Origin of the sequence: Variovorax saccharolyticus (genome assembly GCF_030316765.1) — a bacterium.
Classification (GTDB): domain Bacteria; phylum Pseudomonadota; class Gammaproteobacteria; order Burkholderiales; family Burkholderiaceae_C; genus Variovorax; species Variovorax saccharolyticus.
In genome coordinates this window covers 76,092-102,547 of record NZ_JASZYT010000002.1, presented here as the reverse complement: position 1 = coordinate 102,547, position 26,456 = coordinate 76,092, and the positions used below count along the sequence as shown (strand labels likewise).

Below are 26,456 nucleotides of genomic sequence, written 5' to 3'. Positions count from 1 at the left end.
TCAGCCTGCGCCATAACGTGCCCGGTACGCCAGCACGTGCGGGCGGTGGGCGCCCAGTTCGTCATCGGCGCGGCCTGACAGATACTGTAACAAGTCGTCCAGCGTTGCGATGGAAATAACTGCAAGCCCGAGCTGATTGCGTACATATTGCACGGCGCTGTGGTCCACGTCGGCGCCGTTCTCGGTAGCCTTCTCCTGGCGGTCGAGTGCGATCGCGACCGCGTGCGGGGTCGCGCCGGCGGCACGGATGGCGGCGATCGACTCGCGCACCGCGGTGCCGGCCGACATCACGTCGTCGACGATTAGCACCCGGCCCTTGAGCGGCGCACCGACCAGCGTGCCGCCCTCGCCATGGTCCTTGGCTTCCTTGCGGTTGTAGGCGAAGGGCACGTTGCGGCCGCGGCGCGCCAGCTCGGCCGCCACCGTGGCGCCCAGCGGGATGCCCTTGTAGGCCGGGCCGAAGATCATGTCGAACTCGAGCCCGCTGGCGATCAGCCGGTCTGCATAGAATTCGGCCAGCCGGGCGAGCTTGGCGCCATCGTCGAACAGGCCCGCATTGAAGAAATAGGGGCTCATGCGGCCGGCCTTGGTCTTGAACTGGCCGAAGCGCAGCACCCCCGACTCGAGCGCGAACTGCACGAAATCCTGTGCCAGCGCGCTGTCCTCATCGATCTTCTTTTCAGCCATAGGGAATGTCCTCGTGTTCAAACTGACCAGCCTCAACCTCAACGGCCTGCGCTCCGCCGCCACCAAGGGCGTCGCCGACTGGGTGGCGGAACTGGCGCCGGATTGTATTTGCATGCAGGAGATCAGGGTCCAGGCCAGCGACATCGAGGGCCGCTTCGAGGAGATGGCGGGCCTCAAGGGCCACTTCCATTTCGCCGAGAAAAAGGGCTATGCGGGCACCGCGATCTACACCAGGCATGCGCCCAGCGACGTGGTGGTGGGCTGGGGAGACACCGAGTTCGACGCCGAAGGGCGCTACCTCGAGCTGCGCTTCGACACCCCGAAGCGGAAACTGTCGATCATCAGCTGCTACTTCCCCAGCGGCTCGTCGGGCGAAGAGCGGCAGGCGGCGAAATTCCGTTTCCTCAAGGGCTTCTTCCCGCACCTGAACGCGCTCAAGCGCGAGCGCGAGTTCATCCTCTGCGGCGACATCAACATCGCCCACAAGGAGATCGACCTCAAGAACTGGCGCGGCAACCAGAAGAACAGCGGCTTCCTGCCCGAGGAGCGGGCCTGGATGACGAAGCTGCTCGACGCCGGCGCCGATGGCGCGGGGCTGGTCGACGTCTACCGGATGCTCAAGCCCGAGACGACCGGCGACGCCTACACCTGGTGGAGCAACCGCGGCCAGGCCTACGCGAACAACGTGGGGTGGCGCCTGGACTACCACCTGGCGACGCCGAAGCTGGCGGCGCTGGCGCGCGAGGAGCAGATCTTCAAGACCATCAAGTTCAGCGACCACGCGCCGATCACGGTGGACTACGACTTTCAGATCTGACCGCGCGACAGCTGCCAGGCGGCGATGGCGGCCAATACCGCCGGGACCGCGAAGACCAGCACCAGAATCGGCGCCTCCTGGCGCACGGTGTAGCCCGCGTGGCTGACGCCGACCCACATGTTGATGCAGGCCAGGGCCAGCCAGACAGGCACGAAGGCCTTGGCTGCCAGGGCCATGCCGGCGGCACTGGCACCCCACAGCCAGCCGAAAGACACGAACACGCACAGCAACAGGATGCCGGTGCCGATCACCATCGCTACATGCATGGATGCTCCTTCCGTTGGCAGGGCGACCCGGAAACTCGCGATGCCGGGCCGGCGCCAGCTTACTTGGTCGTGTAGCCGCCGTTGATGAGGATCGTCTGCCCGGTCACCCACCAGCCATCGCTGACCAGGTGGCGGATGAAGGGCACGACATCCTCGATGTGCGTGAGCCCCGATGGCGAGAACGCCGACAGCGCCGCCGCGGTCTTGTGGTACGCCACCGCATCGGCGCCCTCGGCGGGGTAGAAGAAGGGCGTGTCCATCGGTCCGGGCCCGACGGCCGTGACCGAGATGCCGCGCGCGCCGAACTCCTTGGCAGCCGCGCGGGTGAAGTGCTCCACCGGGGCTTTGGTGCCCGCATAGGACGCATAGAAAGGCGTGAATGCGCCCAGCAGCGACGTGACGACGGTCAGGACCTTGCCGTTGTCATTGACGTTGCGGCCCGCCTCCTTGAGGAAGAAGAAGGCGGTCTTCGCGTTGACGGCACTCATCTCGTCGTACTCGCTCTCGCTGATTTCGGCGATCGGCTTCTTCAGGACCTTGCCGACCGTGTTGATGGCGATGTCGGGTCGGCCCACGGCTGCCACGGTGTCGGCAAAGAGCTTCTCGACCGCGCCGGCGGAAGTCAGGTCGGCCTGCAGCACAAGGGCCGTGGCACCGGCCTCCTCGATCGCCGCCACGGTGGCGTCGGCATCGGCCTTGCTGGCCGCGCTGTTGTAGTGGATCGCCACCGCCCTGGCCCCCTGCCGCGCCAGGTCGCGCGCGATCAGGCCGCCCAGGTTCTTCGCGCCACCGGCGATCAGGACCACCTTGCCCTGGATGCTGTGCTTGTCCGACATCGCTGCTCTCCTTGGTTGATTGAGATTCAGCGCAGTCTATTGACCAAGCGTTCCTGGATAAATGGAGAATCAAGTGCCAGTCAATACAGAAAATCTAATCAATCAACCGACATGGACCGCGTCGACCAGCTTCGAATCTTCTTGCGCATCGCCGCCTGCGGCAGCTTTGCCCAAGCGGCGGACCAGCTCGACCTGCCCCGCGCCACGGCCTCGCTGGCGATGCAGCAGCTGGAGCGTCGCCTGGGGGTGCGGCTGCTGCACCGCACGACGCGCCGGGTCGTCCTGACCCTGGACGGCGAGGCGCTGCTGGAGCGCGCCGCCGCGATCGTGGCGGACATGGAGGACCTGGAGCAGCAGTCGCGCCCGGCCGCCGGCGCGATCAGCGGCCGCTTGCGGGTCGACGTGCCCAGCCGCATCGCCCGGCGCCTGATCGCACCCGCGCTGCCGGACTTCCTCGACCGCCATCCGAGGATGGACATCGACCTGGGCTCGACCGACCGCGCCATCGACCTCGTGCAGGAGGGCGTGGACTGCGCGATGCGGGTGGGCCCGCTGGCGCCCAGCAGCCTGGTCGCGCGCCCGCTGGGAGCCTTCGAACTGGTCAACTGCGCCAGCCCGGCCTACCTGGCGAAGCACGGAACGCCAAGCGGGCCGGAGGCGCTGTCACGGCACTGGGTGATCGACTACCAGTCGCCCACCAGCGGGCGGGCCGCGCCCTGGGAGTGGATGGATGGCGGCGACGCCCGCACCATGCACCCGCCCAGCCGGGTCAGCGCGAACAACGCCGAAACCTACATTGCCTGCGCGCTGGCCGGGCTGGGACTGATCCAGGTGCCGGCATTCGACGTGCGGGAGCACCTGGGCGCCGGTGAACTGGTCGAAGTGATGCAGGATGCGCGTCCCGGCCGGATGCCGGTCAACCTCGTGTACCCGCATCGGCGCTATCTCTCGCAGCGGATGCAGGCTTTCTCGCACTGGCTCGAGGACTTGCTGCGGCCGCACCTGGCGGCGCATTCCTGACGCGATCAGCGCCCGCGCACGGTGGCCCGCCCCGCGTGGCGCGCCATGTGGACCTGGTGCAGCGTGATCTTGCGCACCTCGGCCTGGCTGGTCTCGATGTGGGCGCGCAGCAGCATCGCGGCCTGGTCGCCGCGGTTGGCCCGGATCGCCTTCAGGATCTTGGCGTGCTCGTCGTAGGTGGCGTCGATGCGCGGCTGCTTGGTGAAGTCGAGCCGGCGGATGATGCGGATGCGGTCGGTCACGTCGCGGTGGACGCGGGCCATCTCGCCGTTGCCGGCGGCAGCGACCAGCGAGCAATGAAAGGCCTCGTCCCATTGCGCCACCTGCACCGTGTCGGCGCTGCGCTGCGCCGCCGGCACGAGCCAGATTTCGGCCAGCGTGTCGAGCAGGCTGCGGTCGACGCGGTGGTCGCTTTCGCACAGGCGGTGCACGGCGGTGGTCTCGAGCACCATGCGCAGGTCGTAGAGCTGCTCGAACTGGTCGAAGTCGAAAGGCAGCACGCGCCAGCCGCTGCGGAACAACACTTCGACGAAGCCTTCCTGCTGCAGCCGGAAGAGCGCCTGCCGGACCGGCGTGCGCGAGACGCCGAGGCGCTCGCTGATCTCGTTTTCGGTGAAGCGGTCGCCGGGGACCAGGCTGAATTCGGCGACGTCGCGCTTGAGCTGCGCATAGACCTCGTCGGCCCGGGTGCGGAACACGGGATCGGTGGCGGGAGGCTTGGAAGGAATTCGAACGGTCGACACGTAGGCCATGTTAGTGGGTGCCGAGCGCGGCCAGCAAGGCGGCGCTGGGCGCGGTCCAGCCGACGATGCCGCCCTGGGCGCGGATCATCTCGACGGCAGCCGCCTTGAAGGCCGGAAAGTAGCTTTCGGTGCAGTCCTCCAGCAGCAGGCAGTCGTAGCCGCGATCGTTGGCTTCGCGCATGCTGGTCTGCACGCAGACCTCGGTGGTGACGCCGCCGAACAGCAGGTGGGTGATGCCGCGCCGCTTGAGCATCTCGTGCAGGCCGGTGGCATAGAAGGCGCCCTTGCCGGGCTTGTCGACCACGATCTCGCCTTCGACCGGCGCCAAGGCTTCGATGATCTGGTTGCCGGGTTCGCCCATCACGAGGATGCGGCCCATGGGGCCGGCGTCGCCGATGCGCAATGTGGGGTTGCCGCGGTTGCGCTTGGCGGGAGGGCAGTCGGAGAGGTCGGGTTTGTGGGCCTCCCGGGTTTGGACGACCAGGCCGCCCGCGGCTCGCCAGGCTTCGAGGGTTGTTTTAGTCGCGGGGACGATGGCTTCGAGCAGCGAGACGTCGTTGCCCAGGGTTTCGCCGAAACCGCCAGGTTCGATGAAATCCCTCTGCATGTCGATCAGGACCAGGGCGGTTTTGGCGAGGTCGAATTCGTAGGTGAAGGGCTGGGCTTCTATCTGCATTTCCTGGCTTTCGACGATGTTTGGTTTTGGGCTTGTGGGCGGCGGCGGCAGGCGGTGCGGGACGGGCGATCCCCTCTGCGCCGCTGAGATGGTATGGACGCCTCCCCCTCCGATCGGGGAGACCACGCGGCCCTGTCGCACGAAGTCGAGGGGGCCTCGCGTCGAACGGCATCGAGTGCCAAAGTGGAAATCTCTCAACAACCCCACTTGAGACGGAGGCCCCGAAATGAATGCTACGACTTTTGGCCTGGACATTGCAAAGCACGTCATGCAACTCCACTGGGTCGAATCCGCCACCGGCGAGATCAAGCGCAGGAAGCTCTCGCGTGCCAAGTTGAGTGATTTCTTTGCTCAGCGCCAGCCAGCGTGCATCGTGATGGAGGCCTGCGGCGGTGCCCACCACTGGGCGCGCACGCTCAGCGCCCTGGGCCACCAAGTCGAGTTGCTGCCGGCGCGTCAGGTGCACGCCTTCGTGCGCGGCAACAAGGACGACGCGGCCGACGCCCGCGCGATCTGGCTGGCAGCCCAGCAAAGCGATATTCGCCGGGTTCCGGCCAAGAGCGTCGAGCAGCAAGCCATCCAGGGGGCGCACCGATTGCGCTCGCACTGGGTGAGCGTGCGCACGGCCACCATCAATGCCATGCGGGGGCTGCTCTACGAGTTCGGCGTGGCACTGCCGCAGGGCAAGCAGGCGGGCCTGAAGGCGATCGCCTTGCATCGGGCGGATATCGATGCACGAATACCCGCACTGATGACGCACCTGCTCGACGCGCAACTGCACATGCTGCGCGAGATCGAGGAGCGCGTGGAGGCGATTGAAGCCGAACTGGCCGTGGTGCAACGCGAATCGCGAACCGCCCGGCAACTGCGTGCCGTCCCGGGGATTGGCTTGCTGGGTGCCACGGCGCTGGCGGCCACCTTGGGAGACGGCCGCGGCTGGCGCAATGGGCGCGAGTTTGCTTGCTCGCTGGGACTGACACCGCGCCACGAGGGCACGGGCGGCAAGGTGCGCATCGGGGCCATCAGCAAGCGCGGTGATCCCTACCTGCGCACCTTGCTCGTCAGCGGCGCGCGCGCAGTCATGAGCCAAGCCAATCCCATGCCCTGGATCGCGCAGATGCTCGCCAGGCGACCGGCCAATGTCGTGGCCGTGGCGCTGGCGCACAAGCTGGCGCGCACGGCCTGGGCGCTGGTCGCCCACGGGCGCAGCTATGACACCCAGTGGCATTCGGTGCCCCCACAACGCCAGGCCGCGCAAGCGATGGCCGCCCCATGATCGCGGCTCAGGCCGCAATGAGTGTGTGCGAGTGAGGTGAAGGAAATGATGGCAAAACGGTTGGACCGTGGGTCGGTAAAGCTGATGCGCTCCTCGGGTATGCCTGACGCAAATCCCGACGCTGAGATGAGCTCCGACCTCGCGAATCACCATCAGGGCCAGCAGCAGGCGCGAGCCCGTCTGCACCGAAAGGCCGGATATAAGACCGCAGTCAATCCGCCAAGCCAGCAATCCAACACCTGCTTGCCACACGGGAGGCGTCCATATAAGGAGCGCAGCTTCAGGCGGATAAAGGGCCGCGCGTGTTTGAGCGAAGCGAGTTTGCGCGGACCCCGCCTGAAGCGAGCACCGCAAGGAAGCCCGAAGGGCCGGCGTAGTGGGGTCGCTCGGCCCGCACCGCGTGCCGGGCGCCCGTCCCAAAGACAAGGAAGACCTCATGCAGCCACCGAAGCATGATGGTGATCTCCCCCACCCATGTGTGCCCCAAGCACATGCCTTTCAGCAGTCGCGGCGTCAGTCTCGTAAACCACACGCCCCTCGCTCATCACCACGATCCGGTCCGCCATCTCCAGCAGTTCGTCGAGGTCCTCGCTGATCAGCAGCACCGCGCCCCCGCGTGCTCGCACCTGCACGATGCGGCTGTGGATTTCCGCCACCGCCGCGAAGTCCAGCCCGAACACCGGGTTGGCCGCGATCAGCACGTTGATCTCGCCGGCCAGCTCGCGCGCCAGCACCGCGCGCTGAACATTGCCGCCCGAGAGGCTGCGGATCGGCGCGCCCTCGCCCTGGGTCTTGACGCCGTACTCGGCGATCCACTCGCGGGCCCGGCTGCGCCACAGCGGGAAGTTCAGCACGTCGGCGCCGAACGCCGGCCAGGCCAGCGGCGGCTGGTCGAAGTCGCGCAACGCCATGTTCTCGGCGACGCTGAGGTCTCCGACGCAGGCATTGCGCAGCGGCTCCTCGGGCAGGCTGCGCACCTTGAGGCGACGGTTCTCCTCGCGCCTGGCCTCGTAGGGCTCGCCCATCACGGTGACGCGACCCGCGAGCCGCGGCCGCTGGCCGACCAGGGCCTCCACCAACTCGCGCTGGCCGTTGCCCGACACACCCGCGACGCCGAGGATCTCGCCCGAACGCACCGACAGGCTCAGGTCGTGCACCGCCAGCGTGCCGCGGTCGCCCAGCGCCCGAAGTCCGTCCACATGCAGCGCGATCTGTGCGTTGGCCGCGGTCGGCTGCATCGCGTGCAGCGCACGGCCGGTCGGCGCGGCGATGTCGCCTTCGGCGGGCGGCGGCGCTTCGCCCTCGCCCATCATCGCGGCCGCGAGACGCGCCGGGTTGGTGTCGGCCACCCGGCAGTGGTGCACCGCCTTGCCCCGCCGCAGCACCGTGACGCTGTCGGCATAGGCCATCACCTCGCGGAACTTGTGCGTGATGATCAGCACCGTGCACAGGCCGCTCCTGGCGAACTCGCGCACATGGCCCAGCACCTCGTCGGCCTCCTGCGGCGTCAGCACCGAGGTCGGCTCGTCGAGGATCAGCAGACGCGGCTTCAGGTAGAGCTGCTTCAGCAGTTCGAGCTTCTGCTTCTCGCCGGCCGCGAGCTCCGACGGCCGCATGTCGAGGTCGAGGCTGAAGGGCGTGGTCGCCAGGAAGTCCTTGAGTTCGGCTCGCTTGCGCTTCCAGTCGATCAGCGCCGGCGTCTTGCCGCCGGCCAGCAGCAGGTTCTCGGCCACCGTCATGCCGGGCGCCAGCGTGAAATGCTGGTAGACCATGCCGATGCCGAGCGTGCGTGCCACCACCGGGTTGGCGATGTCCTGCTCGCGGCCGTCGATCAGGATGGAACCCTCCTCCGCCCGCTGGAAGCCCGCTACGCATTTCACCAGCGTGCTCTTGCCGGCACCGTTCTCGCCAAGCAGCGCATGCACCGTGCCGGGCGCCACGTGCATGGTCACGCGGTCCATCGCGGTGAAGCTGCCGAAGCGCTTGGTCAGCTCGTAGGTGTCGAGCGCCAGCGCGCCGGTGGCGGCGGGTGCGGGGTGGACCGGTGCAATCATCGTGCGGCTCTCCGTTCGGGTGGCTACCGGGCCGGCAGCGCTTCGAGCAGCGCCGCCGACGTCGCATGGGCGCCGAAGACGCCGCCCTGCATCGTGATCATCTTCAGCGCCGCCAGGTGGTTGCCGTGGTCGGTCGCCGCCGTGCAGTCCGACAGCAGCAGGCATTCGAAGCCGCGGTCGTTGGCGTCGCGCATCGTGGTGTGGACGCAGACGTCGGTCGTGATGCCGGCCAGGATCAGGTTCTCGATGCCGCGCGTGCGCAGCACCAGTTCGAGGTCGGTCGCATAGAAGGAGCCCTTGCCGGGCTTGTCGATCACCACCTCGCCCGGCAACGGCGCCAGCGCGGGAATGATCTCCCAGCCGGGTTCGCCGCGCACCAGGATGCGCCCGCACGGGCCGTCGTCGCCGATGCCGACGCCGTTGGCGCCGATCTGCCGCGAACGCCAGCGCTTGTTGGCCGGCAGGTCGGCGAGGTCGGGGCGGTGGCCTTCGCGCGTGTGGATGATGTGGAAACCCAGCGGCCGCAGCCTCGCCAGCGTGCGCGCGATCGGCTCGATCGGCGCCTGCACCAGCGCGAGGTCGTAGCCCATCACGTCGACATAGCCGCCCTTGCCGCAGAAGTCGGTCTGCATGTCGATCACGATCAAGGCCGTGTTGTCGGGCCGGAGCGCGCCGTTGTAGGGCCAGCGGTACGGGTCGGCGGAAACGAAGGTGGTGCTCATGATGATGAATCCGGTGTCAGCGGCGCCTGCGGCACCAGGGGATGCACTTCGGGGCCCTTGTAGCTGCGGACCGGCGCCGCGAAGCCGAAGCCGCTGCCGTCGGTGACCTTGACCTGCTCGCCCCAGGGCAGCCGGTAGCGGCCGGCCGCCATGTCCTGCATGTAGGTGTAGGGGCAGTCCTGCGCACCGCCCTTCACCGCCACGTAGCCGCGGTGGTAGAGCTGGTAGATGTTGTTCTCGACGCCCCAGCCGGTGCGGGCCTCGCGCACCAGGTCGGGCCGCAGTTCGGCCGTGACGATCTCGTCGGGCCGGCCGCCGCCCTCGACCAGCACGGTGCCGTCGAAGTTGCAGAACATGGCTTCGCCCATCGAGTCGAAAGTGCCATCGCTGCCGCACATGCAGACGCTGGCGGTGTAGGCCAGGTTGCAGAAGGCGTTGGCCTGGTTGGTGATGCGCCAGGCATGGCGGATCGGCGCCGTGTAGCCTGCTGTGCGGAGGATGATCTCGGCCCCCTTGTACGCGGCTTCGCGCGCCATCTCGGGCAGCATGCCGTCGTGGCAGATGATCAGCGCCAGCTTGCTGCCGTTGGGCCCGTCGCACACCGGGATGCCGAGGTTGCCCGGCTCCCAGGGCTCGACCGGCACCCACGGATGCATCTTGCGGTAGTAGAGCCGGATGGCGCCGTGGTCGTCGATGACCAGGCCGCTGTTGTACGGGTTGCCGTCGGGGTTGGCTTCCATGATCGAGAAGCAGCCCCAGATCCGGTTGTCGACGCAGGCCTGCCGGAAGGCCGCGACCTCGGGGCCGTCGAGCGAGCACATGATCTCGGGCGAGGTGTCCATCGACAGGCCGTGCAGCGCGTACTCGGGGAACACGACCAGATCCATCGTGCCCTGGTTGCGGCGCGCCTTGGCGACCAGGTCGCAGATGCGCCGCGTCTGCGCCGCCAGGTCGGCCGCGGTCTCGACCACCGGCAGCTGCAACTGCACCAGGCCGACGACCACGCCCTGCGCCGACTTGTTGAGACCACCCAGACCGCTCATCGATCGGCTTCCTTGTTGTTGTTCAGCGCGTGGACGACAGTTCGCCCGGACTGCCGACCGCCACGCTGCCCGGCTTGCAGGTCAGCACCAGGATCACCAGCGTGAGCACGTAGGGCACGGTGTTGAAGAGGTGGTAGCCCCAGCCCACACCGATCGATTGCAGGGCCGGCCCGATCGCCCCGGCGCCGCCGAACAGCAGCGCCGCGCCGATGCAGCGCAGCGGGCTCCAGCGCGCGAAGATCACCAGCGCCACCGCGATCAGGCCCTGCCCGCTCGAGATGCCCTCGTTCCAGCTCCCCGGATAGAACAGCGTGAGCGAGGCGCCGCCGAGCCCCGCGATGAAGCCGCCCGCGGTGGTGGCCGCGATGCGCAGGCCGGCCACCGAGTAGCCGAGCGCGCGCGTCGCATTGGCCGAATCGCCCGCCATGCGCACCAGCAGGCCGGCGCGGGTGCGCGCGAAGCCCCACCACAGGAACACCGCCAGCACGATGCCCACCGGCACCAGCGAGTTGACCTGCAGCGCCGAACGGATCACCGGGTTGTCGCTCCAGTCGCCGAGCGGGATCGCGGGCAGCTGCGGCGCCTGCGGCTGGATCAGCGGCTTGCCCAGATAGAAGGCCAGGCCGGTGCCGAACAGCATCAGCGCGATGCCGGTGGCGACGTCGTTCACGCGGTCGAGCGAGCACAAGAGGCCGTGCAGCAGCGCGAGCAGCGCGCCCGCGGCGCCGCCGATCAGCACGCCGAGCCAGGCCGAGCCGGTGAGCCAGGAACCGCCGAAGGCGGCCATGGCCGAGAGCACCAGCACGCCTTCGAGGCCGAGATTGATGCGGCCCGACTTCTCGGTCAGGCACTCGCCCAGGCTCACGAAGAGAAAGGGCGCGCCGACGCGCAAGGCGCCGCCCACGATGCCCGCCACGAGCGCGATCCACTGGTCGATCGTCATACCGGCTCCTTCGTCAGCCGAGGCTGCACCGCGCGCGGCATGCGGTTCTTCAGCAGCGTCTTCCAGTCGATCATGCGCAGGCCCTCGCTCGCGAGGATCAGCACGAAAGCCATGCCCTGCAGCACCAGCACCGAGGCGTCGGGCAGTCCGAGACGCCGCTGCAGCAGGCTGCCCGCGGCGCCGAAGCCGCCGAACAGGATCGCCACCGGGATCACCGCCACCGGGTTGTGGCGCGCGATGAAGGACACCAGGATGCCGGCGTAGCCGTAGCCCGCGATCAGCGAGGCGTTGGCATTGGTGTGGACCGCCGCCACCTCGACCGCGCCGGCCACGCCCGCGCAGGCGCCGCCGATGCCGCAGGCGGCCAGGATCAAGCCGCTCGCCGGCAGCCCCACCAGCTGCGCGGTGCGCGGATTGCCGCCGACCACGCGCACCGAGAAGCCCGATGCGGTGGCGCGCAGCCAGAGCCCCGAGACGATGCAGGCGACGATGCCGATCACCAGGCCCCAATGCACGTCGGAGCCGCCGATGCCGCCGATCCCGATCCCTTCGGCGATCGAGCGCGTGGCCGGCTTGTTGAGGCTGGCCGGGTCGCGCAGCACGCCTTCGACCAGGTGCTTGAAGAGCCCGATCGCGATGTAGGCCAGCAGCAGGCTGCTGATGGTCTCGTTGATGCCGCGGTACTGGCGCAGCCAGCCCGCCAGCGCGATCCAGGCGGCGCCGGCGATGGCGCCGGCCACGCACAGGGCCAGCGTGCCGGCGAGGTTCGCGGGCAGCGGCAGCGCATAGGGCAGCGCCGCGGCGGCCAGCCCGCCGAGCACCAGCGCGCCTTCGCCGCCGATGATCACCAGCCCGGCGCGCGCCGGAATTGCGACGCACAGCGCGGTCAGCATCAGCGGCGCGGCGCGCTGCAGCGTGTTCTGCCAGGAGAACCAGTCGCCGAAGGCTCCCTTGAAGAGGATGACCCAGACTTCCAGCGGACTCACGCCGGCGAACCAGACGAAGACGCCGAAGAGCAGCAGTGCCGCCGCGATGGCGAACACCGGCAGCGCGATCTCTTTCAATGCGTTGCGCATCGTCGGCTCGCGGGTTGAAGGCGGTCGCCGGTCAGCCGACCGAACCCACCACGCCTTCGACGAGGTAGTTCATCTTTTCCAGTTCGAGGTCGGTCTGCTTGAGCGCCTTGCCGGCCGGGATCACGACCGCGCCCTTGTTGTCCTTGAGCCCGCCGGTGAAGATGTCGAAGCTGCCCGCCAGCATCTTGGCCTTGATCTCGTCGGCGTTCTTCTTCGCCGCGTCGGTCACCATCGCACCGTAGGGCGACATCTTCACGTAGCCTTCCTTCAGGCCGCCGCGCAGGAAGTTCGGATGCAGCTTGCCGGCTTGGGCCGCGTCGGCGATGGCCTTGTAGGCCGTGATCCAGTTCCATTCGGCGCCGGTCAGGTAGGCATTGGGCGCCAGCTTGGCCTGGCTGGCGTGGTAGCCGCAGACCATCTTGCCGCGCTTGGCCGCGGTCTCGACCACCACCTTGGGGCCGTCCACGTGCATCGTGAAGACGTCGCAGCCCTGGTCGGCGAGGCTGTTCGTGGCCTCGGCCTCCTTCACCGCCATCGACCAGTCGCCCGTGAAGATCACGCTGCAGGTGATGCCGGGCTTGACCGAGCGCGCACCGAGCGTGAAGGCGTTGATGTTGCGCAGCACCTGCGGGATCGGCTTGGCGGCGACGAAGGCGATCTTGTTGCTCTTGGTCATGTGGCCGGCGATCACGCCATTGAGGAACTGGCACTCGTCGATGTAGCCGAAGAAGCTGCCGACGTTCTTCGGGTGCTTGCCCTCGGTCCACATGCCGCCGCAGTGCGAGAAGCGCACGTCGGGGTTCTTCGGCGCCACCGCCAGGATGTGCGGATCGAAGTAGCCGAACGAGGTCGGGAACAGCAGCTTGGCGCCGTCCTGCGAAATCATCCCGGTCATGGTCTTCTGCACCGCCGCGGTCTCGGGCACGTTCTCTTCCTCGACCACCTTGAGGCCCGGCATCTTCTTGAGCTCGGCCGCGGCCAGCGCATGCGACTGGTTGTAGCCGTAGTCGTCGCGCGGGCCGACGTAGATGACGCCGATCGTCAGCGGCTTCTGCGCGCTGGCCAGCGCGCTCCAGCCGCCCAGGGTGGTGGCGGAGGCCAGGGCGGCCAGGGACTTGAGGGAATCGCGACGGTTGAACTGGCTCATGGTGCTTACTCCAGGTGATTGGGTGAGGAATCAGAGGGCCGGGATGTCCTGTCTTGGATACAAGATGGTGTGCATAAACCGTACTAGCGCTTTGGCGGCCAAATCGGCCTGCGGCGCGCCAGCCTTGTGCGGCGCGCTCGCCACTGCGGCCGCGGCGCCCCGTCTTTGTGCTCGCGGGGCGCTTCGCATGTCAGGCCAGCGCCGCCACGGGGGCATGCACGAGCCCAGCGGATTCGAGCGCCGCAGCCACCCGCAGCACCAGGTCTTCGCGCCATGGCGCGGCGATCACCTGGACCCCGATCGGCAGGTCCGGATGCGCGCCCCAGACCGGCACCGCGCACACCGGCAGGCCGATGCACGAGATCGGCTGGGTCAGCAGGCCCATGGTGGGCCGCACCGGCAGCCGGTGGCCGTTGATCTCGAAGAATTCGGCACCAATCGGCGTCGCCGCCGAGGGCGTCGCGGCGGCCAGCAGGATGTCGAAGTGCTCGAACACCCGCGCCGCCTGCTCGGCATAGAGCCGCCGCACCCGCTGCGCGCGCGCCACCCAGGCGGCCGGCAGCAGCGCGCCGGCCAGGAAGCGGTCGCGCGACAGCGGCTCGAAGTCCTGCGCGCGGCGGCGCAGGTCGGGCAGGTGCAGCGCCGCGCCTTCTGAATTGGTGATCAGGAAGGCCGCCGCCCGGCCGGCCTCGACCATCGGCAACTCGACCGTGCGGCTGGCGCCGAGCGCCTGCGCCACGGCGTCGACCGCGGTCAGCGCCTCGGGCTGGGCGTGCTGGCGGAAGTAGCCGCCGAGCACGCCGATGCGCAGGCCCTGCGTGCCCAGCGCCAGCGCCGCGCCGACCGGCTCGGCCGCGCGCTGCGCGCAGCCGGGGTCGTGCGGGCCGCGGTCTTCGGGGCCCTGCATGGCGTCGTAGGCCAGCGCCAGGTCGCGCGCCGAGCGCGCGAACGGACCCAGGTGATCGAGGCTGGAGACGAACGGAAAGCTGCCGGTGCGCGGCAGCCGCCCGAACGTGGGCTTGAGTCCGAACACGCCGCACAACGAGGCGGGCACGCGGATCGAGCCGTTGGTGTCGGAGCCCAGCGTGAGCGGCACCTGGCCGGCAGCGACCGCCGCGCCCGAGCCGCCCGAGGAGCCGCCCGCGATGCGCGCCAGATCGTGCGGGTTGTGGCAGGGGCCGACGTGGCTGTTCTCGGTCGTGAAGCCGTAGGCGTACTCGTCCATGTTGAGCGCGCCGACCAGCACCGCGCCGGCGCTTTCGAGCCGCCGCACCAGCGCCGCGTCGTCGCGCGGCGGCGTGTGCTCGCGTTCGATCTTCGAGCCCGCGAGGGTCGCGAGTCCGGCAATGTCGAACAGGTTCTTGACCGCGAAGGGCACGCCCAGCAGCGGCAGCTCGCGCGTGCGCGGTCCGTTGGCCGAGGCCAGCGAGGCATCGACCTGCGCGGCACGTCGCAGCGCGCGCTCGCGCAGCACCGCGGTGAAGGCATTCACGCGGCGGTCGGTGGCCTCGATGCGGTCCAGGCTGGCCTGCACCAGCGCCACCGCGCTGACCGCGTTGCCGCGCACCGCAGCGGCCATCGCGGATGCGTCCTGGCGCAGCAGCTCCGACGCGCTCATTGCGTTTTCTCCCGCGGCGACACCGGCGCAAAGCTCAGCGCCGGCTCGTCGCGCTCGCTGAGCGGCACGGCCTCGACCAGCGCGGCGAACTCCGCCGCCAGCGCGAAGTAGCGCAGCACGCCGGGGCGATGGTCGGGCCTGAGCTTCAAGCCGAGCGCGGCCGCCGATGCATCGACATAGGCTTCGATCTCCGAAGGCGTCATGCTTGCATCTCCTAGCGGCGAACTTCGCGCTGGAAGATCTCCAGGCTGAGTTTCTTCATGGCCACGAAGCTGGCGGAGCTCAAGGTCTCGAGCGTGCGCGGCCGCTCGTCGCCGTAGTCGAGGATCTCGGCCACCTTGGTCGGCCGCTTGGTCAGCAGCAGCACCTGGTCGGCGAGGTACACCGCTTCCTCGAGGTCGTGCGACACCAGCAGCATCGTGGTGCCGGTCTTCATGAACACCTCCTGCAGCTTCTCGCGGATGAAGAGGGTCATCTCGAAGTCGAGCGCCGAGAAGGGCTCGTCGAGAAACAGCACCTCGGGGTTGGGCGCCAGCGCCCGCATGATCGATGCCGTCTGCTGCTGGCCGCCCGAGAGCTCGTAGGGATAGCGCTTGAGGTCGAACTTGACGTCGAAGGAAGCCACCAGCTCTTCCATGCGGCGATCGACCTCGGCCTTGGAGCGGCCTTCGAGCTTGAGCGGGTAGGCGATGTTGTCGATGGTGCGCATCCACGGGAACATCGCCTCGCGGTAGTTTTGGAACACGTAGCCGATCTTGGTGTCCTTGAGCGACTTGCCGTCGAACAGGATCTCGCCCGAGTCGATCGGGATCAGGCCCGCGATCATGTTGATCAGGGTCGACTTGCCGCAGCCGTTGGGGCCGAACACCGAGACGATCTTGTGCTTCGGTATGTCTAGGTCGAAGTTCTCGTACAGCGGCCAGCCGGCGAAGTACTTGGTCAGCCCGCGGATCGTGATGTGGGTGCCGGCGGGGCCCGGGACGAAGGCCGGCTTCGGCACGTCGGCATAGACCGGGCCGTTGATGACGTTCTCGACGGTGGCTCTCATCTTCCGCTCCAGTGCACGATGCGGCGCTCGGCCACGAGGAAAAGAATGTTGAGCGCATAGCCCAGCGCGCCCGCCGCGAGGATCGAGGCGTACATGTCCTTGACGTTCATCACCTGCTGCGAGTTGATGATGCGATGGCCGAGGCCGCTGTCGGAGCCGATGAACATCTCGGCCACGATCACGATCACCAGCGCCATCGAGACTGCCGAGCGCAGGCCGACGAAGGTCGGCTGCAGGCTTTCCCAGACCAGCACGTCGCGGAAGATCTGCCAGCGCGAGGCACCCATCACCTTGGCCGCCATGACCCGCTGCTTGCGCGCGTTCATCACGCCGTAGGCGCTGTTGAAGACCACGATCAGCAGCGCACCGAAGGCCGCGATCGCGACCTTGTTGACGTCCGAGACGCCGAAGATCATGAGGAACAGCGGGATCAGCGCCGACGAGGGCGTGGAGCGGAAGAAATCGATCAGGAACTCGACGCTGCGGTAGGCCCGCTCGTTGCTTCCGAGCAGCACGCCCAGCGGCACGCCCACGATGGCCGCGATCAGGAAGGCCTGCAGCGTGCGCCAGACCGTGACCGCGAAGTCGCCCAGCAGCGCGCCGCCGGCCAGGCCCGACAGCAGCGTGACCAGCGTGTCGCCCGGCATCGGCAGCAGGATGGCCTTGATGAGGCCGAAGCGCACCACCAGGTCCCAGACGATGAACAGCACCACCGGGCCGATGAAGGGCAGCGCCTTGACCCAGTGCGATTCGCGCGGCGGCGCGGCGGCGGCGGCGTTGGCAGCCGGTGGCGCCCAGGGCGCCGCTGATGAAGGCGTGCTCATGGCCTCAGCCCTTGTAGAGCATCGAGTCGACCATCAGGCGCGACGAGAAGATGCCCTTGTCCGCGAACAGATCGAAGAACTTCTGGAAGTAGGCGATGTCGCCTTGTGTGAACTCGTTGTACATGGTGTAGGCCGCCAGCGGCACCTCGCCGGTCAGCGGGCCCTCGATCGCGGTGTAGCCCTTGAGGTACTGGCGCGCCTCGGCCGGCTTGCTGCGCACGAAGGCCACGCCCTGGCCGTAGGCGGTGATGAACTTCTTCGCCGCCTCGGGGTTCTTCTTGATCAGCGCCGAGGTCAGCGAGGCCGAGCCGCCGAACCACGGCGCCATCGGATCGCCCAGCACGTACTTGGCGATCACGCCGGCCTCGAGCACCCGCGTGCTGCCGTTCAGGCGGCCGATGGTGCCGGTCGGCTCCAGCGTGTAGCAGCCGTCGACCTGGCCGGCGGCGAGCGCTGCCACGTGCTGGCCGATCGGCAGCTCGACCACCGTGGCGCCGGTGGCGCCGCCGCGCTCGAGCACCGCCTTGGCCAGCGTCACGTTCTGGATGCCGGGGCCCGAGGCGACCCGCTTGCCCTTGAGGTCGGCCATGACCTTGGCGCTGCTGGCGGTCGGCACCAGCACCTGGTCGAGCACGTTCTTCACGTTGCTGGGGTTGGAGCAGAAGATCTTGAAGCTGCCCGGCGCCGCGATCTCGCCGATCGCGATGTTGGCCGAGCCGGTGCCGTTGGCGCTGCCGTCGCAGCGGTCGGCCAGCATCGCTTCCATGATCTGCTGGGCGCCGGCATAGCGCTGCACCTCGACGTCGAGGCCGGCGGCCTTGAAGTAGCCCAGCTCGACCGCCGAATAGAAAGGAAGTCCGGCCGCGATCGGCCAGTAGCCGATGCGGATCTTCGGTGCGCCCTGGGCCCGCACGATCGCGGGCGCGGCGAGCACGGCCAGTCCGGCGGCGCCGGCCTGCAGCAGTTGGCGCCGCGAGGCCGGCGTGCCGAGGGTCAGGGGTCTGTTGCTGTGGGCCATGAGGTACTCCGGATGAAAAAGTGAGAAAGGGTTCAGGTCGCGGCCGCGCTGCGCGAGGCGATGTAGGCGCGCCAGCCGCCGAGCGAGCTGATGTCCTCGGCGCCGGCCAGGGCCAGCGGTTCGCAGAGGAAGCCCTGCACGCTGCGGCCGTCGGCCAGCGCCAGGCTGCCGATGCCCAGCGGCGCCGGGATCAGCGCCACGAAGCTGCCGTAGTGCGCCAGCGGCATCTCCCAGATCTCGACCTCGATCGCCGTGCCCTCGCCGGCCGCCACGCGCAGCAGGCCGGGCTTGGGCGGCACGGTGCCGGGCAGCGCGTAGAGGCGGTAGTCGGGCGCGGTGTGGGTGGCAGAGACCAGCCGGGCGCTGCGCTCGGTCAGCTGGCCATTGAGCGGCATGCCCGACAGGTGGGCACCGACCACCGCGACCTGGACCGTCGGCGCCGCGGCGATCAGCGGCAGCGCCTGCATCGGGGGCAGGGGCTCGCGCGTGGCACCCAGGGGAAGTCCGGTGGCATGGTGGAAGCGCTGCCCGAGCTCGGCCAGCTGGAAGTCGCTGCCCGCGCGGCCGATCAGCGTGATGCCGAAGGGAAGCCCGTCGCTGCGCAGGCTGGCGGGCACGGAGATCGCCGCGTAGTCGAGCAGGTTCACGAAGTTGGTGTACTCGCCCAGGTTGCGGTTGAGCGCCACCGGGTCGGCCTGCATGGCCTCGATCGTGTAGTGGGCCGGCGCGGTGGGCACCAGCAGCACGTCGATGTCGTTCCACATCGCGGCGGCGCGCTGGCCCAGCGCAAGCAGCTTGGTGCGGGCTTCGACGAAGTCGGCGGCACTGTAGTCGCGGCCCTTCGCGAGGATGCCGCGCACCGGCTCCACCACCTCGGCCTCGTGGGCGTCGAAGAACTCGCGCACCGCGGCATAGCGTTCGGCGACCAGCGCGCTGTCGTAGAGCAGCGCCGCGGCCTGGGCCAGCGGCGCGTAGTCGATCTCGATCGGCTCGCCGCCGAGGGCGCACAGCTGGGCGATGGCGCTGTCGAACGCAGCCTGCGAGGGCGCGTCGCCGAAGAAGTTCAGCGTCGACGGGACGCCGAAGCGGAAGCCCGCGGCGAGCGGCCGGGTCTCCATCGCGAGGCTGCGGCCGTACGGGTCCTCGGGGTCGCAGTCCATCGCCGCGTGCAGCACGCGGGCCGCGACCGCCACCGTGCGCGCGAAGATCGAGACGCAGTCGACGCTCTGCGCCGCCGGCACCACGCCGCGCGCGCTCAGCAGGCCGCGCGAGGGCTTGATGCCGACGATGTTGTTGAGCCCGGCCGGCACCCGGCCCGAGCCCGCGGTGTCGGTACCGAGCGCGAAGTCGGCCTGGGCGGTTGCCACCACGTAGGCCGAGCCCGAACTGGAGCCGCCCGAGACGTAGCGCGGATCGAAGCTGTTGGGCACCGCGCCATAGGGCGAGCGGGTGCCGTTGAGGCCGCAGGCGAACTGGTCGAGGTTGGTCTTGCCCAGCAGCGCAGCACCGGCATCGAGCAGCCGCTGCACCACATGGGCGTGCGCCGCCGGCGTCCGGGCGAAGGCCGGGCAGGCGGCCGTGGTCGGCACGCCGGCGACATCGATGTTGTCCTTGGCGGCAAAGCGCAGCCCCGCCAGCGGCCCGCTGCCGGCGCCGCCCAGGGGCGCCGCGAGCCGCGTGATCCAGGCCGCGCCGGCCCGGCCTTCCAACCTTGGACTGGCATCGCCAGCGCGAGCCGCCTGTTCATGCACCATCATCAAGCATCCTGTCTTGTGTACAAGATGCCTTGCAAAGGATGTGCCAGGCCCTCCGAGGGCCTTGCCCTCAGCCGCCGCGCTGAAGACGACCCGACAGTCCTTCCACCTTGGGCAGGTTGGCCTGCAGTACCTTGATGCGGTCCGGCCCGCTCGGGTGGGTCGAGAGGAAACCCAACGCGCCTTCGCTCTTCGATGCCTTCGCCATCTTGGTCCACAGCGACACCGAGGCCTTCGGGTCGTAGCCCGCGCGCGCCGCCAGTTCGAGCCCGACCAGGTCGGCATCGGTCTCGTCACTGCGGCTGAACTTGAGCGTGATGAGTTGCGTGCCGGCCCGGGCCGCCAGGTCGCCGGCCTGGCCGAGGCCCAGCAGCTGCGCCGCGATCGACAGCGCGGCCCCGGTTCCCGCGTTCTTGGCGAGCCGCGCCCGCGCATGCTCGCGCAGCGCGTGCGCCATCTCGTGGCCCATGACCATCGCGACCTCGTCGTCGCTGAGCTTCAGCTGATCGAGGATGCCGGTGAAGAAGGCGATCTTGCCGCCCGGCATGCAGAAGGCGTTGATCTGCTTGCTGGCGATCAGGTTGACTTCCCATTTCCACGCCGCGGCGCGCGGGTTCCACTGCGCGGTGTACGGGATGATCTTCGAGGCGATGGCCCGCAGCCGCTGCAACTGGGCATTGCCGTCGGGCGCGAGCAGGCCCTTGGCCCGGGCCTGCGCCAGCAGCTGGTGGTATTGCTGGACGCCGGCGCGCTCGATGTTCTCCGCCGGCACCAGATTGCGCGCCACCGACGCCTCGCCGACCTCGACCTGCGCGAGCGCTGGCGCCGCCACGGCGGCGCCAGCCGCGAACAGGAAGGCACGCCGCCCGCGAACGGGACCGAATCGAAAATCGCAGGCCAGACACATGCGGGAATAATAAGCAGCCCCAACGACACGCCCTCAATGTCCGCACCACTGGCTGACGAAGCCCCACCTTCCCTGCCCTGGCGCGACGCGCTCAAGGTCTATCTCGAACCCGCGACGCTGCGCATGTTTGCGCTGGGCTTCTCCGCCGGCCTGCCGCTGCTCCTGGTGCTCGGCACGCTGAGCTTCCGGCTGCGCGAGGCGGGGGTCGACCGCAGCACCATCGGCTTCCTGAGCTGGGTCGGGCTCGCCTACGGCTTCAAGTGGGTGTGGGCGCCGCTGGTCGACCGGCTGCCGATCCCGCCGCTGACCACCTTGCTGGGGCGCCGCCGCGGCTGGCTGCTGCTGGCGCAGATGGGCGTGATCGCGGGCCTCGCGGGGATGGCCTTCAACGACCCCCGCGACGGCCTGCCGCCGCTGGTGTGGTGCGCCCTGCTGGTCGCCTTCGCCTCGGCGACGCAGGACATCGCGCTCGACGCCTTCCGTATCGAATCCGCCGCCACGCGCAAGCAGGCCGCGCTGGCCGCCGCCTACCAGACCGGCTACCGGCTGGCGATGATCTGGGCCGGCGCCGGCGTGCTGTGGGTCGCCGCCTGGGCCGAGCTGCCCGGCCTCGCGGGCTACCAGAACACCGCCTGGAAGACGGCCTACCTCGTGATGGCGGCCTCGATGGCGATCGGCGTCGTCACGGTGGTGCTGTCGCCCGAACCGGTGCGTGCCGCCCTGCCCCAGCCCAAGGGCGTTCGAGAGTGGCTGCGCAGCGTGCTGATCGAGCCCTTCGCCGACTTCATCCGCCGCTACCGTTGGCAGGCGGTGCTGATCCTGTCGCTGATCGCCGTCTACCGCATCAGCGACGTCGTGATGGGCATCATGGCCAACCCGTTCTACGTCGACATGGGCTTCACCAAGGACGAGGTCGCCACGGTCAGCAAGATCTACGGGGTGGTGATGACGCTGGTCGGCGCCTTCGTCGGCGGCGTGCTGTCGATGCGGCTGGGCGTGATGCGGGTGCTGATGCTGGGCGCGGTGCTGAGCGCCGCCAGCAACCTGCTGTTCGCGGGCCTGGCCGCGCGCGGGCACGACCTGACCGCGCTGGTGCTGGTGGTGTCGGCCGACAACCTGGCCGGCGGCATCGCCTCGGCGGCCTTCATCGCCTACCTGTCGAGCCTGACCAACGTCAGCTATTCGGCCACCCAGTACGCGCTGTTCAGCTCGCTGATGCTGCTGCTGCCCAAGTTCATCGCGGGCTATTCCGGCGTGTTCGTCGACAACTTCGGCTACAGCGCCTTCTTCATCGGGACGGCGGCGCTGGGGGTGCCGGTGCTGCTCCTGGTGGCGCTGGCGTCCCGGGCCGCCGCCAGGGGCGGGGCAGCGCGCGGGGGTTGATGCGCGGAAGATCCAGAGTGGCGCCATAATGAAGCCACTTTGGAGGTGGTCATGGCCAACTTGTCAGTCAAGGATGTTCCGGATGATCTGGCCGAGCGCCTGCGGCAGCGCGCGGCCCGCAATCACCGCTCGTTGCAGGGCGAGTTGATGGCCATCATCGAGCAAGCGGTCAACGCCGCCCCTGACGGGCCGCCCAGGCCGGCGCCGGCGCCGGCCCAGCCGGTCGGCGAGGGCTGGGGCGGCCGCGCCATCCTGCGGCGCGGCGGCAAGCCGATCGAGCAGATCGCCGCCGAGCACCGCGCCCGCTTCCCGTCACCCATCGAGGCCGGCCCGCTGGGGGTCGACATCATCCGCGCCGACCGGGACGCGCGTTGAGCGCGCCTGCGCTCCATGTGGCCGAGCCGCCGGCGGCCTATCGCCTGCGCCCGCCGATGGTGGTGGACTGCAGCGCCATCGTCGCCATCCTGTTCGACGAACCGGCGCGCGACGCCGCGCTGGCGCGCCTGGCCGGCCATGCGCTGCATGCGCCCAATCTGCTCGACCACGAGATCGTCAGCGTCGCGCTCAAGAAGCGCCTGCAGGACTGGCCTGCGGCGTCGCTTGCTCTCGCGCTCGCCGACTACGCCGCCTACGAGATCGACCTGCACCCGGTCGACCTCGGCGCCCAATACGAACTGGCCGCGCGCTACCGGCTCTCGGCGTACGACGCCGCCTACCTCTGGCTGGCAGCAGAGCTCAAGGCCCCGCTGGCGACCTTCGACGCCAGGCTCGCCGCCGCGGCGCAGGCTCACCTGAGCACGCTGCCCTGAACCGCCCCGGCGGCGCAGGGTCGAGGCATTGGCCGACTCCGGGGGCCGGCGTCCAACTGGTAGGCTGTCGAGCTTTACCCACCCGCCCCCCCGTTCCAACGTGACACCTTCACGCATCCCCCCCTTGCAGATCAGCGCCTTCACCGCGACCTCGGCCGTCGGTGTGGGCAAGGCCGCCATGACCGACGCGCTCGCGCAATCGCGCAGCGGCCTGCGCGCCAACGACTTCGGCGCCACGCCGTTGCCGACCTGGATCGGCCGCGTCGACGGCCTCGAAGAACTGCGACTGCCCGAAGCGCTCGCATCCTGGGACTGCCGCAACAACCGGCTGGCCTGGCTCGGCCTGCAGGCCGACGGCTTCCTGGAAGCGGTTGCCGCGGCCCGCGAGCGCTACGGCCCGACCCGCATCGCGCTGATCCTCGGCACCTCGACCTCCAGCATCGGCGAGACCGAGGCCGCCTACACCCAGCTGGCCGATGGCGCCTTCCCGCCCGGCCAGCAGCGCCCGCAGGTGCACACGCCGCATTCGCTCTCGCTCTTCGTGCAGCAGGCGCTGGGCCTCGAAGGCCCCTCCGAGACCATTTCCACCGCCTGCTCGTCGAGCGCCAAGGTGTTCGCCTCGGCCGAGCGCCTGATCCGCCTCGGCCTGGTCGATGCGGCCGTGGTCGGCGGCGTCGACACGCTGTGCGGCAGCGTGCTGTTCGGCTTCAACTCGCTCGAACTGGTGTCGCCCGAGCCCTGCCGGCCCTTCGACGCCGCCCGCAACGGCATCAGCCTCGGCGAGGCCGCGGGCTTCGCGCTGGTGGAGCGCGGCCGCGGCCCGCTCGAGCTGCTGGGCTACGGCGAGGCCAGCGATGCCCACCACATGTCGACCCCGCACCCCGAGGGCCTGGGCGCCGAGAAAGCGCTCGACGACGCCCTGGCCCGCGCCGGCCTGGCGACCGACGCCATCGACTACATCAACATGCACGGCACCGCCAGCACCAAGAACGACGAGGTCGAAGGCGCGATGGTGGCCCGCCGCTTCCCCGACACCACCCACGCCAGCTCGACCAAGGGCTTCACCGGCCACACGCTGGGCGCGGCCGGCATCGTCGAGGCCGTGATCAGCCTGCTGGCGATCGAGACCGGCCTGAAGCCGGGCAACGTGAACACCACCACGCTCGACGCCGACTGCGGTCCGCAGATCAAGCTGCAGCCCGCCCGCGGCGAGGTGCGCTATGCACTGAGCAATTCATTCGGCTTCGGCGGCAACAACTGCTCGCTGGTCTTCGGCAAGGGAGCCGCAGCATGAGCGCAGCAAAGACCCCCACCCTCTACATCGAAGGCCCGGCCTTCTGGGCTGCGACGCTGCCGGGCTGGGAGATCGCCAGCGCGGTCTTCCGCGGCGAAGGCGCGCCGGCCGACCCGCCCGCCAAGCGGCCCTCGCCGCAGCTGCTGGCGCCGGCCGAACGCCGCCGCGCACCCGACACGGTGGCGCTGGCGCTCGAAGTGGCGGCCGCCGCCGTGGCCGCCTCGGGCCGCAATGCCGCCGACCTGCCCTGCGTGTTCGCCTCGGCGCACGGCGACCTCGGCATCAACGACTACATGTGCGGTACGCTGGCGACCGACCCGCTGCTGCTGTCGCCGATCAAGTTCCACAACTCGGTGCATAACGCCGCGGTCGGCTACTGGACCATCGGCACGGGCTGCATGGCGGCCAGCAACTCGCTCGCCGCCTACGAGAGCAGCTTCGCTTCCGGCCTGCTCGAAGCGGCCGCGCAGTGCGCCGCCGACCAGCGCGCCGTGCTGCTGGCCGGCTACGACATGCCGGCCGTCGGCGCGCTGGCCTCGGTCACCACCAGCCGCGAGATGCTGGCCGTGGCCCTGGTGCTGTCGCCCACGCGCACCGCCCGCACCGTGGCCTCGTTCGAATGGACGCTGGCCGCCGGCGCCGCGCCGGCGACGCGGGCCCGCAGCGCCGCGGCTCGCGCGCTGGAGGTCAACGCCATGGCCGATGCGCTGCCGCTGTTCGAGGCGCTGGCCCGCGCAGAGCCGGAGTCGCTGAGCCTGCCACTGTCGGCCACGCTGTCGCTGCAGCTGCAGCTGCAGCCCGAACTCCAGCTCGAAACGCAGAGCTGAAGGCCCGCCCATGGACGCTGCCCACCACGCGCACGATGTCGTGATCATGGGTGGCGGACTGGCGGGACTCACGCTGGCGCTGCAGCTGCGCCAGCGCTTTCCCGACATCGATGTCGTGGTGCTCGAGCGCCGCTCGCACCCGGTGCCGCACGCCACCCACAAGGTGGGCGAGTCATCGGTCGAGATCGGCGCCCACTACTTCGACACCGTGCTCGGCCTCAAGCCGCACATGCAGGCCGCCCAGCTGCGCAAGTTCGGCTTCCGCTTCTTCTTCAGCGAGGGCCGGCGCGACATCGACCAGGTGACCGAGATCGGCGCCAGCCGCTACCTCTCGGTGCCGAGCTACCAGATCGACCGCGGCATCTTCGAGAACTACCTGGCCGAAGAGGCCACGCGCCAGGGCGTGCGCTTCATCGACAGCGCGACCGTGCGCCGCATCGACCTGGCCGAAGACTCCCGCGAGCCGCATTGCATCGAATGGTCCGACGGCGGGCAGACGCATGCGATCCGCAGCCGCTGGCTGGTCGATGCCTGCGGCCGTGCCGGCATGCTCAAGCGCAAGCTCGGCCTGCAGCAGGCCAACGCCCACGAATGCAACGCCGTCTGGTTCCGCATCGGCGAGCGCATCCCGGTCGACGACTGGTCCGACGACCCGCAGTGGCGCACGCGCTGCGAGCCGCAGTCGCGCTGGCTGTCGACCAACCACCTGGTCGGCGCCGGCTACTGGGTATGGCTGATCCCGTTGGCCTCCGGCTCGCACTCGGTCGGCATCGTGGCCGACCCGCGCCTGCATCCGCTCGACCGCATGGACAGCTTCGAGCGCGCCATGGACTGGCTCCAAACCTGGCAGCCGCGCCTGTACGACGCCCTCGACGACAAGCGCCACCTGCTGCAGGATTTCGCCTTCCTGCGCAACTTCTCCTACGGCTGCAAGCAGGTGTTCTCGGGCCGGCGCTGGGCGCTCACCGGCGAGGCCGGGCTGTTCCTCGACCCGTTCTATTCGCCCGGCAGCGACTTCATCGCGGTCGGCAATACCTACATCTGCGACCTGGTCGCGCACGACCGCGCCGGCCATGCGCTGGAGGCGCGGGCCCAGCTCTACGACCAGATCTACCACTCGTTCTACGAAAGCACGCTGGCGCTCTACACCGACCAGTACCCGCTGTTCGGAGACCCCGAGGTGCTGCCGGCGAAGGTCATCTGGGACTACACCTACTACTGGGGCGTGCTGGCGCAGATCTTCTTCCAGCAGCGATTGACCGACCTCGCCGTGCTGGGCAGCCTGCGCGACGAACTCCAGCACTGCCAGCGGCTCAACCTTGCGGCACAGGCCTTCTTTCGCGCCTGGTCGGCCGTCAGCCACCGGCGCAACCCGGCCGTGATGCTCGACCAGGCGGCGCTGCCATGGTTCGCGGAGCTCAACCGCAGCCTCAACGACAGGCTCGACGACGAGGCCTTCAAACACCGCATGCGGCAGTCGGCCGAACGGCTGGCCACGCTGGCGGGCGAGATGCTGGCGCGCGCGACCCGCGACCACCCGGAGCTGGAAGGCGGCGCGCTGGCCGCCCTGCTGGCCCGGGCGCCGGCGGCGGCCGCCGCGGGCACCGGCCCTCGGCTCTTCGAGACCGGATGACAGCCGTCACCAAGGTTTACCCAACTTTACGAAGC

Annotated in this window: 27 protein-coding genes; 9 read left to right on the top strand and 18 right to left on the bottom strand. The window is 69.4% G+C overall.

Annotated elements, in window-relative coordinates; all coding sequences use genetic code 11:
• Complete coding sequence (gene pyrE / locus QTI45_RS06435) at positions 1–687, bottom strand: orotate phosphoribosyltransferase (protein ID WP_286370913.1); 687 nt, start codon at positions 685–687, stop codon at positions 1–3.
• A gap of 13 nt (positions 688–700) precedes the next feature.
• On the opposite strand from pyrE, the gene QTI45_RS06430 reads away from it, so the two are divergent.
• The gene (locus QTI45_RS06430) at positions 701–1,504 is read left to right on the top strand and encodes an exodeoxyribonuclease III (protein WP_286370912.1); all 804 of its coding nucleotides are present in this window, start codon (positions 701–703) and stop codon (positions 1,502–1,504) included.
• On the opposite strand, the gene QTI45_RS06425 is transcribed toward QTI45_RS06430, so the two are convergent.
• Entirely contained in the window at positions 1,495–1,770 is a 276-nt protein-coding gene (locus QTI45_RS06425) for a hypothetical protein (RefSeq protein WP_286370911.1), read from the bottom strand. The two genes, QTI45_RS06430 and QTI45_RS06425, sit on opposite strands and share 10 nt — an antisense overlap.
• Positions 1,771–1,829: 59 nt before the next feature.
• A complete protein-coding gene (locus QTI45_RS06420) occupies positions 1,830–2,606 on the bottom strand; it encodes an SDR family oxidoreductase (protein ID WP_286370910.1) in 777 nt (258 codons plus the stop codon).
• A gap of 111 nt (positions 2,607–2,717) precedes the next feature.
• Here QTI45_RS06420 and QTI45_RS06415 point away from each other — a divergent pair, with 111 nt between their 5' ends.
• Positions 2,718–3,626, top strand: a complete 909-nt coding sequence (locus tag QTI45_RS06415; RefSeq protein ID WP_286653822.1) for a LysR family transcriptional regulator — start codon at positions 2,718–2,720, stop codon at positions 3,624–3,626.
• Positions 3,627–3,631: 5 nt separating this feature from the next.
• On the opposite strand, the gene QTI45_RS06410 is transcribed toward QTI45_RS06415, so the two are convergent.
• Positions 3,632–4,378, bottom strand: a complete 747-nt coding sequence (locus QTI45_RS06410; protein ID WP_286370908.1) for a GntR family transcriptional regulator — start codon at positions 4,376–4,378, stop codon at positions 3,632–3,634.
• A 1-nt stretch (position 4,379) separates the two neighbouring features.
• A complete protein-coding gene (locus QTI45_RS06405) occupies positions 4,380–5,045 on the bottom strand; it encodes a cysteine hydrolase family protein (RefSeq protein ID WP_286653821.1) in 666 nt (221 codons plus the stop codon).
• A 226-nt stretch (positions 5,046–5,271) separates the two neighbouring features.
• Between QTI45_RS06405 and QTI45_RS06400 the strand changes: the two genes are divergently transcribed.
• A complete protein-coding gene (locus QTI45_RS06400; RefSeq protein ID WP_286374636.1) occupies positions 5,272–6,321 on the top strand; it encodes an IS110 family RNA-guided transposase in 1,050 nt (349 codons plus the stop codon).
• Between the two features lie 434 nt (positions 6,322–6,755).
• Here the strand turns inward: QTI45_RS06400 and QTI45_RS06395 are convergent, their stop codons facing one another.
• The 13 genes from QTI45_RS06395 to QTI45_RS06335 form a co-directional block, all read right to left on the bottom strand.
• The gene (locus tag QTI45_RS06395; RefSeq protein ID WP_286374348.1) at positions 6,756–8,375 is read right to left on the bottom strand and encodes an ABC transporter ATP-binding protein; all 1,620 of its coding nucleotides are present in this window, start codon (positions 8,373–8,375) and stop codon (positions 6,756–6,758) included.
• Between the two features lie 23 nt (positions 8,376–8,398).
• On the bottom strand, positions 8,399–9,097 hold the full coding sequence (gene biuH, locus QTI45_RS06390) for a biuret amidohydrolase (RefSeq protein ID WP_286374349.1): 699 nt from the start codon (positions 9,095–9,097) through the stop codon (positions 8,399–8,401).
• Positions 9,094–10,140: a formamidase gene (locus QTI45_RS06385; protein ID WP_286374350.1), complete on the bottom strand. Its 1,047-nt coding sequence runs from the start codon at positions 10,138–10,140 to the stop codon at positions 9,094–9,096. Before QTI45_RS06385 ends, biuH begins: the two co-directional genes overlap by 4 nt.
• A 22-nt stretch (positions 10,141–10,162) precedes the next feature.
• The gene (locus QTI45_RS06380; protein ID WP_286653820.1) at positions 10,163–11,083 is read right to left on the bottom strand and encodes an ABC transporter permease; all 921 of its coding nucleotides are present in this window, start codon (positions 11,081–11,083) and stop codon (positions 10,163–10,165) included.
• Positions 11,080–12,159, bottom strand: a complete 1,080-nt coding sequence (locus QTI45_RS06375; RefSeq protein ID WP_286374352.1) for an ABC transporter permease — start codon at positions 12,157–12,159, stop codon at positions 11,080–11,082. Before QTI45_RS06375 ends, QTI45_RS06380 begins: the two co-directional genes overlap by 4 nt.
• Before the next feature lie 31 nt (positions 12,160–12,190).
• The gene (locus QTI45_RS06370; RefSeq protein ID WP_286374353.1) at positions 12,191–13,306 is read right to left on the bottom strand and encodes a BMP family ABC transporter substrate-binding protein; all 1,116 of its coding nucleotides are present in this window, start codon (positions 13,304–13,306) and stop codon (positions 12,191–12,193) included.
• A gap of 190 nt (positions 13,307–13,496) precedes the next feature.
• Entirely contained in the window at positions 13,497–14,924 is a 1,428-nt protein-coding gene (locus QTI45_RS06365) for an AtzE family amidohydrolase (RefSeq protein WP_286374354.1), read from the bottom strand.
• Positions 14,921–15,127 (bottom strand): DUF4089 domain-containing protein, encoded by a 207-nt coding sequence (locus QTI45_RS06360; protein ID WP_286374355.1) that lies wholly within the window; start codon positions 15,125–15,127, stop codon positions 14,921–14,923. The genes QTI45_RS06365 and QTI45_RS06360 overlap by 4 nt, the downstream gene beginning before the upstream one ends.
• Positions 15,128–15,138: 11 nt before the next feature.
• Complete coding sequence (locus QTI45_RS06355) at positions 15,139–15,972, bottom strand: ABC transporter ATP-binding protein (protein ID WP_286374356.1); 834 nt, start codon at positions 15,970–15,972, stop codon at positions 15,139–15,141.
• Entirely contained in the window at positions 15,969–16,796 is an 828-nt protein-coding gene (locus QTI45_RS06350) for an ABC transporter permease (RefSeq protein WP_286374357.1), read from the bottom strand. Before QTI45_RS06350 ends, QTI45_RS06355 begins: the two co-directional genes overlap by 4 nt.
• 4 nt (positions 16,797–16,800) lie before the next feature.
• On the bottom strand, positions 16,801–17,814 hold the full coding sequence (locus tag QTI45_RS06345; protein ID WP_286374358.1) for an ABC transporter substrate-binding protein: 1,014 nt from the start codon (positions 17,812–17,814) through the stop codon (positions 16,801–16,803).
• A gap of 32 nt (positions 17,815–17,846) precedes the next feature.
• Positions 17,847–19,571, bottom strand: a complete 1,725-nt coding sequence (gene atzF, locus QTI45_RS06340; protein ID WP_286374359.1) for an allophanate hydrolase — start codon at positions 19,569–19,571, stop codon at positions 17,847–17,849.
• 67 nt (positions 19,572–19,638) lie between these two features.
• Complete coding sequence (locus QTI45_RS06335; RefSeq protein WP_286374360.1) at positions 19,639–20,475, bottom strand: M48 family metallopeptidase; 837 nt, start codon at positions 20,473–20,475, stop codon at positions 19,639–19,641.
• Positions 20,476–20,511: 36 nt separating this feature from the next.
• Here QTI45_RS06335 and QTI45_RS06330 point away from each other — a divergent pair, with 36 nt between their 5' ends.
• The 6 genes from QTI45_RS06330 (at position 20,512) to QTI45_RS06305 (ending at position 26,421) form a co-directional block, all read left to right on the top strand.
• On the top strand, positions 20,512–21,858 hold the full coding sequence (locus tag QTI45_RS06330) for an AmpG family muropeptide MFS transporter (protein WP_286374361.1): 1,347 nt from the start codon (positions 20,512–20,514) through the stop codon (positions 21,856–21,858).
• Between the two features lie 51 nt (positions 21,859–21,909).
• Complete coding sequence (locus QTI45_RS06325) at positions 21,910–22,233, top strand: FitA-like ribbon-helix-helix domain-containing protein (protein WP_286374362.1); 324 nt, start codon at positions 21,910–21,912, stop codon at positions 22,231–22,233.
• Positions 22,230–22,667 (top strand): type II toxin-antitoxin system VapC family toxin, encoded by a 438-nt coding sequence (locus QTI45_RS06320; protein ID WP_286374363.1) that lies wholly within the window; start codon positions 22,230–22,232, stop codon positions 22,665–22,667. Before QTI45_RS06325 ends, QTI45_RS06320 begins: the two co-directional genes overlap by 4 nt.
• A 115-nt stretch (positions 22,668–22,782) precedes the next feature.
• Complete coding sequence (locus QTI45_RS06315; RefSeq protein WP_286374378.1) at positions 22,783–23,961, top strand: beta-ketoacyl-[acyl-carrier-protein] synthase family protein; 1,179 nt, start codon at positions 22,783–22,785, stop codon at positions 23,959–23,961.
• Positions 23,958–24,788 carry a beta-ketoacyl synthase chain length factor gene (locus QTI45_RS06310; RefSeq protein ID WP_286374364.1) on the top strand — a complete coding sequence of 277 codons (831 nt, stop codon included), beginning with the start codon at positions 23,958–23,960 and terminating at the stop codon, positions 24,786–24,788. Before QTI45_RS06315 ends, QTI45_RS06310 begins: the two co-directional genes overlap by 4 nt.
• 10 nt (positions 24,789–24,798) lie before the next feature.
• On the top strand, positions 24,799–26,421 hold the full coding sequence (locus QTI45_RS06305; RefSeq protein WP_286374365.1) for an NAD(P)/FAD-dependent oxidoreductase: 1,623 nt from the start codon (positions 24,799–24,801) through the stop codon (positions 26,419–26,421).
• The last annotated feature ends 35 nt before the right edge of the window (positions 26,422–26,456 follow it).

Excerpts from the sequence above, each read along its gene's own strand:
- pyrE (WP_286370913.1), bottom strand. The coding sequence starts at position 687 with ATGGCTGAAAAGAAGATCGATGAGGACAGCGCGCTGGCACAGGATTTC.
- QTI45_RS06425 (WP_286370911.1), bottom strand. The coding sequence starts at position 1,770 with ATGCATGTAGCGATGGTGATCGGCACCGGCATCCTGTTGCTGTGCGTG.
- QTI45_RS06420 (WP_286370910.1), bottom strand. The coding sequence starts at position 2,606 with ATGTCGGACAAGCACAGCATCCAGGGCAAGGTGGTCCTGATCGCCGGT.
- QTI45_RS06415 (WP_286653822.1), top strand. The coding sequence starts at position 2,718 with ATGGACCGCGTCGACCAGCTTCGAATCTTCTTGCGCATCGCCGCCTGC.
- QTI45_RS06410 (WP_286370908.1), bottom strand. The coding sequence starts at position 4,378 with ATGGCCTACGTGTCGACCGTTCGAATTCCTTCCAAGCCTCCCGCCACC.
- QTI45_RS06405 (WP_286653821.1), bottom strand. The coding sequence starts at position 5,045 with ATGCAGATAGAAGCCCAGCCCTTCACCTACGAATTCGACCTCGCCAAA.
- QTI45_RS06400 (WP_286374636.1), top strand. The coding sequence starts at position 5,272 with ATGAATGCTACGACTTTTGGCCTGGACATTGCAAAGCACGTCATGCAA.
- QTI45_RS06395 (WP_286374348.1), bottom strand. The coding sequence starts at position 8,375 with ATGATTGCACCGGTCCACCCCGCACCCGCCGCCACCGGCGCGCTGGCG.
- biuH (WP_286374349.1), bottom strand. The coding sequence starts at position 9,097 with ATGAGCACCACCTTCGTTTCCGCCGACCCGTACCGCTGGCCCTACAAC.
- QTI45_RS06385 (WP_286374350.1), bottom strand. The coding sequence starts at position 10,140 with ATGAGCGGTCTGGGTGGTCTCAACAAGTCGGCGCAGGGCGTGGTCGTC.
- QTI45_RS06380 (WP_286653820.1), bottom strand. The coding sequence starts at position 11,083 with ATGACGATCGACCAGTGGATCGCGCTCGTGGCGGGCATCGTGGGCGGC.
- QTI45_RS06375 (WP_286374352.1), bottom strand. The coding sequence starts at position 12,159 with ATGCGCAACGCATTGAAAGAGATCGCGCTGCCGGTGTTCGCCATCGCG.
- QTI45_RS06370 (WP_286374353.1), bottom strand. The coding sequence starts at position 13,306 with ATGAGCCAGTTCAACCGTCGCGATTCCCTCAAGTCCCTGGCCGCCCTG.
- QTI45_RS06365 (WP_286374354.1), bottom strand. The coding sequence starts at position 14,924 with ATGAGCGCGTCGGAGCTGCTGCGCCAGGACGCATCCGCGATGGCCGCT.
- QTI45_RS06360 (WP_286374355.1), bottom strand. The coding sequence starts at position 15,127 with ATGACGCCTTCGGAGATCGAAGCCTATGTCGATGCATCGGCGGCCGCG.
- QTI45_RS06355 (WP_286374356.1), bottom strand. The coding sequence starts at position 15,972 with ATGAGAGCCACCGTCGAGAACGTCATCAACGGCCCGGTCTATGCCGAC.
- QTI45_RS06350 (WP_286374357.1), bottom strand. The coding sequence starts at position 16,796 with ATGAGCACGCCTTCATCAGCGGCGCCCTGGGCGCCACCGGCTGCCAAC.
- QTI45_RS06345 (WP_286374358.1), bottom strand. The coding sequence starts at position 17,814 with ATGGCCCACAGCAACAGACCCCTGACCCTCGGCACGCCGGCCTCGCGG.
- atzF (WP_286374359.1), bottom strand. The coding sequence starts at position 19,571 with ATGATGGTGCATGAACAGGCGGCTCGCGCTGGCGATGCCAGTCCAAGG.
- QTI45_RS06335 (WP_286374360.1), bottom strand. The coding sequence starts at position 20,475 with ATGTGTCTGGCCTGCGATTTTCGATTCGGTCCCGTTCGCGGGCGGCGT.
- QTI45_RS06330 (WP_286374361.1), top strand. The coding sequence starts at position 20,512 with ATGTCCGCACCACTGGCTGACGAAGCCCCACCTTCCCTGCCCTGGCGC.
- QTI45_RS06325 (WP_286374362.1), top strand. The coding sequence starts at position 21,910 with ATGGCCAACTTGTCAGTCAAGGATGTTCCGGATGATCTGGCCGAGCGC.
- QTI45_RS06310 (WP_286374364.1), top strand. The coding sequence starts at position 23,958 with ATGAGCGCAGCAAAGACCCCCACCCTCTACATCGAAGGCCCGGCCTTC.
- QTI45_RS06305 (WP_286374365.1), top strand. The coding sequence starts at position 24,799 with ATGGACGCTGCCCACCACGCGCACGATGTCGTGATCATGGGTGGCGGA.